This is a genomic window from Paraburkholderia sp. MM5384-R2 (assembly GCF_014201025.1).
Classification (GTDB): Bacteria; Pseudomonadota; Gammaproteobacteria; order Burkholderiales; family Burkholderiaceae; genus Paraburkholderia; species Paraburkholderia tuberum.
The window spans coordinates 189709-196629 of record NZ_JACHDI010000016.1; the positions used below are offsets into that span (position 1 = coordinate 189709).

Sequence of the window (6921 nt, forward strand, 5' to 3'; positions counted from 1 at the left end):
GCGATGAACGCACCGGAAATCCTGAGCGCAGACAACGAAGCCGCTGACGCCACCGCGGCACCGAGCGCCGCCCGCGCCCCGAAATCGCCGCTCACCCGCCGCGAGCAGAAGGAAGCGTACGAGAACAACAAGCTCTTCAAGCGTCTCGCGCGCCAGGTCGGCCAGGCGATCGGCGACTACAACATGATCGAGGACGGCGACAAGGTGATGGTGTGCCTGTCGGGCGGCAAGGACAGTTACGCGATGCTCGAAATCCTGATGCGGCTGCGCGAGCGCGCGCCGATCAATTTCGACATCGTCGCGGTAAACCTCGACCAGAAGCAGCCGGGCTTCCCCGAGCACGTGCTGCCCGAGTATCTGACCCAGCTCGACATTCCGTTTCACATCGAGAATCAGGACACCTACAGCATCGTCAAGCGGCTCGTGCCGGAGGGCAAGACCACCTGTTCGCTGTGCTCGCGGCTGCGGCGCGGCATCCTGTATCGCGTCGCCGGCGAGCTCGGCGCGACCAAGATCGCGCTCGGCCATCATCGCGACGACATCCTGCAAACGCTGCTGCTGAACCTGTTCTACGGCGGCAAGTTGAAGGGCATGCCGCCCAAGCTGCAATCGGACGACGGCAAGAACATCGTGATCCGGCCGCTCGCCTACGTGAAGGAAACCGATCTGGAGAAGTACGCCGAGCTGCGTGAATTCCCGATCATTCCGTGCAATCTGTGCGGTAGCCAACCAAACCTTAAGCGCGCGGAAATGAAGGCGCTGGTCCGCGACTGGGAAAAGCGTTTCCCGGGCCGCATCGAGAACATGTTCAATGCGTTGTCGAACGTGGTGCCGTCGCATCTGATGGATCACCAGCTGTTTGCGTTCGCGGGGCTGCGCGCGAGCGGCGAAGCCGACCCGCAAGGCGACATCGCGTTCGACGAAGAACCATGCTCGAGCGGCGGCGAAGGCGCGCCGCTCACCAGTGCGAAGACCATTTCGCTGGTCCAGTTCGACGACCTGTAACGAGCGAAAAGTGCCTGTTCCGGCGGCATTCCGGCGCTTTTCCACTGGCTTGCAAGCCCTGCCGAGGCCGCGTCTGCGGCCTTTTTTGCAGGTGCAGCATGATAGAATCGTCCGCTCCAAACTCGTCTATTTGCCGACGCCATGAACATCGTCATTTTGGCGGCAGGTACCGGCAAGCGCATGCGGTCCGCGCTTCCCAAGGTGCTCCATCCTCTGGCCGGCCGGCCGCTCCTCGCTCATGTCATCGACACCGCCCGCGCGCTGAAGCCCGCCCGCCTGATCGTCGTGATCGGCCACGGCGCCGAAGCCGTGCGCGAAGCCGTCGCCGCGCCCGATATCCAGTTCGCGGTGCAGGAGCAACAGCTCGGCACCGGCCACGCGGTGCAGCAGGCGCTGCCGCTGCTCGATCCTTCGTTGCCCACGCTGGTGCTTTATGGCGACGTGCCGCTCACGCGTGCGCAAACGCTGCGCGCACTGACCGGGCGTGCCGGCCAGGACGGCTACGGCGTGCTCACCGTCACGCTCGACGACCCGACCGGTTACGGCCGCATCGTGCGCGATCTGCACGGCAACGTGCAACGCATCGTCGAGCAGAAGGACGCGAGTCCCGAGCAGATGAAGATCGCCGAAATCAACACCGGCATCATCGTCGCGCCGACCGCGCGCCTTGCCGGCTGGCTCGCGGCGCTCAAAAACGACAACGCGCAAGGCGAGTTCTATCTGACCGACGCGGTCGAAATGGCGATCGAAGCCGGCCTCGAAGTCGTCACCACGCAGCCCGACGACGAGTGGGAAACGCTCGGTGTCAACAGCAAGCAGCAACTCGCCGAGCTCGAGCGGATTCATCAGCGCAATGTCGCCGACGCACTACTCGTCGCGGGCGTGACGCTCGCCGACCCGGCGCGCATCGACGTGCGCGGCACGCTCGAATGCGGCCGCGACGTGTCGATCGACGTCAACTGCGTGTTCGAAGGCCGTGTGACGCTGGCCGACAACGTCAGCATCGGGCCGAACTGCGTGATTCGCAACGCGAGTATCGGCGCCGGTACGCGCGTCGATGCGTTCACGCACATCGAAGGCGCGCAAGTCGGCGCGAAGGCCGTTGTCGGTCCGTATGCGCGCTTGCGCACAGGCGCGGCGCTGCAAGACGAGTCTCATGTAGGGAACTTCGTCGAGATCAAGAACGCGGTGCTCGGTCATGGCTCGAAGGCCAACCACCTCACCTACATCGGCGATGCGGATGTCGGCGCGCGCGTGAATATCGGCGCGGGCACGATCACCTGCAACTACGACGGCGCCAACAAATTCCGCACCGTGATCGAGGACGACGTGTTCGTCGGCTCGGACACGCAACTGGTCGCACCGGTGCGCGTGCAGCGCGGCGCGACGATCGCGGCCGGCACCACAGTGTGGAAGGACGTCGCCGCCGACGCGCTGGTGTTGAACGATAAAACCCAGACGAGCAAGACGGGCTACGTGCGCCCTGTCAAAAAGAAAAGCTGATCGATACGGCGTGCCCACGCGGCGCGCTCACTGAATCCGGCACTGAAAAGGAATACACCATGTGCGGCATTGTCGGCGCGGTTGCGCAACGTAATATCGTTCCCGTCCTGATCGAAGGACTGCGACGCCTCGAATATCGCGGCTACGATTCGTGCGGCGTCGCCGTGCTCGGCGCTCGCGGGCCGAGCCGCGCGCGCAGCGTCGCGCGCGTGGCCGACCTCGAAGGCCAGGTGCGCGACGGTCACCTCGAAGGCGTGACGGGCATCGCGCATACACGCTGGGCCACGCATGGCGCACCGGTCACCGACAACGCGCACCCGATCTTCTCGCGGGATGCGCTGGCGTTGGTACACAACGGCATCATCGAAAACTACGAGACCTTGCGCGAAATGCTGCGCGGCAAGGGTTACGAGTTCGTCTCGCAGACCGACACCGAGGTTATCGCGCACCTGGTCCATAGCCTGTATCGCGGCGATCTGTTCGCCGCGGTGCGCGAGGCGATCGCGCAACTGCACGGCGCGTATGCGATCGCGGTGCTGCACGAGGATCAGCCGCATACGGTGGTCGGCGCGCGCCAGGGCTCGCCGCTCGTGGTCGGACTCGGGGACGGCGAAAACTTCCTCGCATCGGACGCGCTCGCGCTCGCAGGCAGCACCGAGCGCTTCATCTTCCTCGAGGAAGGCGACGTCTGCGAACTGTCGCTCGATGGCGTGCGCATCGCCGATCGCCAGGGCGAGGCCGCGCAACGCGAGGTGCGCCAGGTGGCCGCCTATGGCGGCGCGGTCGAACTCGGCCCGTATCGCCACTTCATGCAGAAGGAAATCTTCGAGCAGCCGCGCGCGATCACCGACACGATTCCGCAGGCCGACGCGTTCGATGCATCGATCTTCGGCGAGGGCGCGCGCCAGGTGTTCGCGGACATCGACAGCCTGCTGATTCTCGCGTGCGGCACCAGCTACTACTCGGGGCTCACCGCCAAGTACTGGCTCGAATCGCTCGCGAAGATTCCGACTCAGGTCGAGATCGCGAGCGAGTATCGCTATCGCGAGTCGGTGCCGAATCCGAAGTCGCTGGTGGTGGTGATTTCGCAGTCGGGCGAAACCGCCGACACGCTCGCTGCGCTCAAGCACGCGCAGGGGCTCGGCCACAAGCACACGCTCGCGATCTGCAACGTCGGCACGAGCGCGATGGTGCGGCAGACCGGGTTGTCGTTCCTCACGCACGCGGGCCGCGAGATCGGCGTCGCGTCGACCAAGGCATTCACGACGCAGCTGGTTGCGCTGTTCATGCTGGCGGCAACGCTCGCGAAGCTGCGCGGACGTTTGAACGACGAGCAGGAAGCGAGTTATCTGAAGCAGTTGCGCCACCTGCCGGCGGCGCTCAACAGCGTGCTCGCGCTGGAGCCGCAGATCATCGCGTGGTCGGAGGAGTTTTCGCGCAAGGAACATGCGTTGTTCCTCGGACGCGGCATGCACTATCCGATCGCGCTCGAAGGCGCGCTGAAGCTCAAGGAGATTTCGTATATCCACGCCGAGGCGTATCCGGCTGGCGAGCTGAAGCACGGGCCGCTGGCGCTCGTGACCGAAGCGATGCCGGTGGTGACGGTCGCGCCGAACGACGCGCTGCTCGAAAAGCTGAAGTCGAACATCCAGGAAGTGCGCGCGCGCGGCGGCGAGCTTTATGTGTTCGCCGATGCCGATACGAAGATCGTCAACGGCGAAGGGCTGCATGTGATCCGGATGCCAGAGCACTATGGCTTGCTGTCGCCGATCCTGCACGTCGTGCCGCTGCAGTTGCTCGCGTATCACACCGCTTGTGCGCGTGGCACGGATGTGGATAAGCCGCGGAACCTGGCGAAGTCGGTGACGGTGGAGTGACGAAGACGTAGCGGCAAACCGGGCCGCAAGCTCACGCAATCAGCCGCGCCGGCATGCGCTCCGGCGGACGAAACACCATCGGCATCTGTCTTGCCACGATGCCTCGACGTGACGACGCCACATCGACTACCCTCTGTCGACATCCCACGTGGCCTCGTCATCATGAAGACCTCATCTCCCAACACGCTAACCGAAAAGCTGAAGTCACGCGTCGTGCTGATCGCGCTGTTCGTCGGTTCGATGTGGGCGGTGTTCTTTCTGTCGGTTGCGTTGCCGTTCCTGCATCTGAACGAACACGGCGTCGTGCCGCGTTCGCTCGACGGCTTGCAGGGCATCCTGTTCGCGCCGTGGCTGCATGCGAGCGTCGGACACATCGCCGCCAACACGAGCGGGCTCGTCGTACTCGGCTGGCTGTGTACGTGGCCGAACATCGCCGGCTTCTGGCGCGCGACCATCGGCGCGATGCTCGGCGCCGGTCTTTGCGCGTGGCTATTCGGCGCGCCGTATTCGGTGCATATCGGCGCGAGCGGGCTGGTGTTCGGCTATGCGGGTCACCTGGTTGCGCGTGGTTACTACACGCGCAATCTCGTGTCGATCCTCGTGGCCCTGGTCGTCGTCAGCAGCTACGGTCTGAGCCTGCTGTTCGGCGTACTGCCGATCTATCCGGATGTGTCGTGGCAGAGCCATGTCGGCGGCGTGCTCGGTGGTGTGCTCGCCGCGCGTGCGGGGGCCGGCGCGGCAAACCGGGTACGCGTGCGCTGACCCACCCGTATTTTTTCGCGTATCGGCATATCGCCGGGTGATCGACGAATCCTACAACTCCGGCCGCGCCAGATCGCTCGCGACGATGTGTTCGCCATACACCTGCGCGGCCGCGAGCGCTTCGAGTCGGCTCGCGTGTGGGCCCAGTTCGGGCGCGCCATCGAATGGAAACAGCACGCGGCCGTCGGTCGTGCGCACCACCTTCAATACGCCGAAGAAGCGCCGGTAGCCGGCCATTTTCGCGCTCGCCGAAATCTCGAAGTCGTCCTCCGAGGTGCCCGGGACGCTGGGAATAAACGCGGTCTTGCTCATAGCTGAAAACATCGGTTGTTCGTTGAGGCGGTGTGCAACGATGCGCGCGGCCGACGCGCATTGTCTCAAATCGGCGCGAAGCGTGAATCGAGTCGGCAACCCGCTGGTTCGCCAATGGTTTTATCGGTGAACTAACGTCAACTTTCACGGCAATGTCATAGGCGCTCCATAAAGTCTGCCCACAAATAAAACCGCATTCCCGACAGGGCAACAAAAAGACAGCAACGGAGGGCAACGAACATGTCACACCGCATTGGGCTACGCGCACTCGTCATGGCCACTTGCGCGGCTTTAATCGCTTTGATCGTGGCCGCCTGCGGCTCGTCTTCTTCGTCCGGCGGGCTGCAACTGACCGGACAGCAGCAGATTCGCCACGTCTTCGTGATCACGCTCGAAAACGAAAACTACGCGACCAGACCGGCGCCGTGATGATCTCGAAGTTCATCAAGCCGGGCACGGTGTCCACGGTGCCGTACAACCACTATTCGATGCTGAAGAGCATCGAGGACATCTTCCAGCTCGACCACCTTGGTTATGCGGGACAGGCCGGTCTGGTGGGGTTCGGCAGCGACATCTTCACGAACCTGTAAAAGACTCGATGCTGTCTGCTGTCATGCGATTCACGGCGCGCGCGAGCGCGCGTCGGATAGCGCTCGCCGCCCTGATGGGCGGCGCGTTACTGGGGGGCGCCGGTGCGGCGCCCGCTGTTGCGTCGAATGCGACACCGGCTTCCGCCGATGCGAAGCCCGTCTATAGCGACGCCGCCGCGCTCGGCAAACTGATGTTCTTCGATCCGGCGCTGTCGGCCTCGGGCAAGATGTCGTGCGCGAGCTGCCACAGTCCCGAGCACGCGTACGGGCCGCCCAACGGTCTCGCCGCGCAACTGGGCGGCGCGGACTTGCATCAGCAGGGCAGACGCGCGGTGCCGAGCCTGCGCTACGTGCTGAACCGTACGCCGATCTGGACGCATGCGCAGGCGGCGAGCCTGTCCGAGCGGCTCAGCGAAACGGACCACGCGCCGGTCGGCGGCTTCGGCTGGGACGGGCGCTTCAACTATCTGCACGATCAGGCGAACTTCCCGCTCGCGTCAGAATACTTGTCGCCCCGATAGAATCGATGAACCGGGGGCGATTATGAGAAAACGAATTGGCAAAATACGGACAAGCATTCAAGGACAGAGCGGTTGCGCGGTTGTTGCCACCGGAGAGCGCGGCGTTGGAAGACGTTGCACGTGAGGTTGGCGTGGGAGTGGGGACGCTGGAGCGCTGGCGCAATGATGCGCTGTCCAGGCCCGCTCGCGAGCGGGCCTGGACAGCGGCGGCCCGATTCGACGCCGTGCTGACGACCGCTGCGATGGACGAGGCTGGCAGGAGCGCATGGTGCCGCGCCAACGGTGTGTACCCGCACGAGCTGGCTTGCTGGCGGCAAAGCGCCACGCAGGCGCTGGCCGAGCCCGAGGAGG

Annotated in this window: 6 protein-coding genes and 3 pseudogenes; 8 read left to right on the forward strand and 1 reads right to left on the reverse strand. The window is 64.5% G+C overall.

Features of this window, described 5'->3' with window-relative positions; translation table 11 throughout:
- Positions 1-3: 3 nt before the first annotated feature.
- From ttcA to HDG37_RS24175, 4 genes are all read left to right on the forward strand, one after another.
- Positions 4-1005 carry a tRNA 2-thiocytidine(32) synthetase TtcA gene (ttcA, locus tag HDG37_RS24160; protein WP_184051899.1) on the forward strand — a complete coding sequence of 334 codons (1002 nt, stop codon included), beginning with the start codon at positions 4-6 and terminating at the stop codon, positions 1003-1005.
- A 141-nt stretch (positions 1006-1146) separates the two neighbouring features.
- Positions 1147-2508 (forward strand): bifunctional UDP-N-acetylglucosamine diphosphorylase/glucosamine-1-phosphate N-acetyltransferase GlmU, encoded by a 1362-nt coding sequence (gene glmU / locus HDG37_RS24165; protein WP_184051901.1) that lies wholly within the window; start codon positions 1147-1149, stop codon positions 2506-2508.
- Between the two features lie 59 nt (positions 2509-2567).
- Positions 2568-4385 carry a glutamine--fructose-6-phosphate transaminase (isomerizing) gene (gene glmS / locus HDG37_RS24170; RefSeq protein WP_184051903.1) on the forward strand — a complete coding sequence of 606 codons (1818 nt, stop codon included), beginning with the start codon at positions 2568-2570 and terminating at the stop codon, positions 4383-4385.
- A 162-nt stretch (positions 4386-4547) separates the two neighbouring features.
- Positions 4548-5147 carry a rhomboid family intramembrane serine protease gene (locus tag HDG37_RS24175; protein WP_090802595.1) on the forward strand — a complete coding sequence of 200 codons (600 nt, stop codon included), beginning with the start codon at positions 4548-4550 and terminating at the stop codon, positions 5145-5147.
- Positions 5148-5198: 51 nt separating this feature from the next.
- On the opposite strand, the gene HDG37_RS24180 is transcribed toward HDG37_RS24175, so the two are convergent.
- Positions 5199-5459, reverse strand: coding sequence for a DUF6723 family protein (locus tag HDG37_RS24180; protein WP_090805534.1), 261 nt, complete (start codon positions 5457-5459; stop codon positions 5199-5201).
- 240 nt (positions 5460-5699) lie between these two features.
- Between HDG37_RS24180 and HDG37_RS24185 the strand changes: the two genes are divergently transcribed.
- From HDG37_RS24185 to HDG37_RS24200, 4 genes and pseudogenes are all read left to right on the forward strand, one after another.
- The gene (locus tag HDG37_RS24185; protein ID WP_184051926.1) at positions 5700-5888 is read left to right on the forward strand and encodes a hypothetical protein; all 189 of its coding nucleotides are present in this window, start codon (positions 5700-5702) and stop codon (positions 5886-5888) included.
- Positions 5870-6049: pseudogene (locus tag HDG37_RS24190) on the forward strand (alkaline phosphatase family protein); the annotation flags it as partial. The gene HDG37_RS24185 and the pseudogene HDG37_RS24190, both read left to right, overlap by 19 nt.
- 23 nt (positions 6050-6072) lie before the next feature.
- Positions 6073-6543, forward strand: a pseudogene (locus HDG37_RS24195) (cytochrome c peroxidase); the annotation flags it as partial.
- Positions 6544-6605: 62 nt separating this feature from the next.
- Positions 6606-6921: pseudogene (locus HDG37_RS24200) on the forward strand (IS3 family transposase); the annotation flags it as partial.